This is a genomic window from Haloferax sp. Atlit-10N, assembly GCF_003586325.1.
GTDB classification, from domain to species: domain Archaea; phylum Halobacteriota; class Halobacteria; order Halobacteriales; family Haloferacaceae; genus Haloferax; species Haloferax prahovense.
The window spans coordinates 1-720 of record NZ_PSYX01000068.1 but is presented as its reverse complement, the minus strand read 5'-3'; the positions used below and the strand labels follow the sequence as shown (position 1 = coordinate 720).

Genomic DNA, 720 nt, shown 5'->3' with positions numbered 1-720 from the left:
ACCCGCTGTTCATCGGCCTCTGGTGGTTGTGGAACGACCGCCTTGCCGAACGACCCGTTGAGTGCTTTCTCCACGAGTTGGTGGACATCCGTATTCGTCGCACCGGCCTGTGACCACCACGGAAGCGTCCAAAACGGTTCGCCGATGATTGTGTCGATATCGTCATCGACCATCTCTCGTGCTGTTTCATTCACCCGGGCAAGTACGCCCTCTGGGTCTAGCACCCACGTCGCAGTTCGCGAATCGTTGAACATCGCATCGAATTGCCTAGCCCTCTCCCGGTTCGTGGCCGATTGCTGTGCAGCCCGAATCGCACGTCCGGTTCGTTCGGTGAGTTCATCAGTCATCTGTGCTGCCGGGTCCGAGAGAACGATGTAATCGGTGACTCCCGCTTCAATGGCTTCACTAGCGATGGCTTCGCTCCCGGTAGTAGTCCCAAGGAGGACGGGAAGTGCACTGGTTTCCTCGCGAATTTCTCGGAGGAGGTCGAGCCCGGTCGTCTCGTCGAGTGCGTACTCGCTAATGAGACAATCCGTAGGCTGCTTCCGGACGATTCCAATGGCTTCTGTCTTGGTTCGAACGTGTTGTACATTGGCATCGGTCCGTCTCTTGAGCGTCGTGGCAAATTGCGTGAGACAGTCGTTCATCCCGACGAGCAACACAGTCGACGAATCCAGAATGGGTGGAGAAGCGGCCATTATTCGAACACAGGGGGACAAC

At 56.9% G+C, this 720-nt stretch carries 1 protein-coding gene; it reads right to left on the bottom strand.

Annotated features, from left to right (window positions below):
* A partial coding sequence (locus tag C5B91_RS21205) for a response regulator (protein WP_119713027.1) occupies positions 1-698 on the bottom strand: 698 nt, incomplete at its 3' end.
* Positions 699-720: the final 22 nt, after the last annotated feature.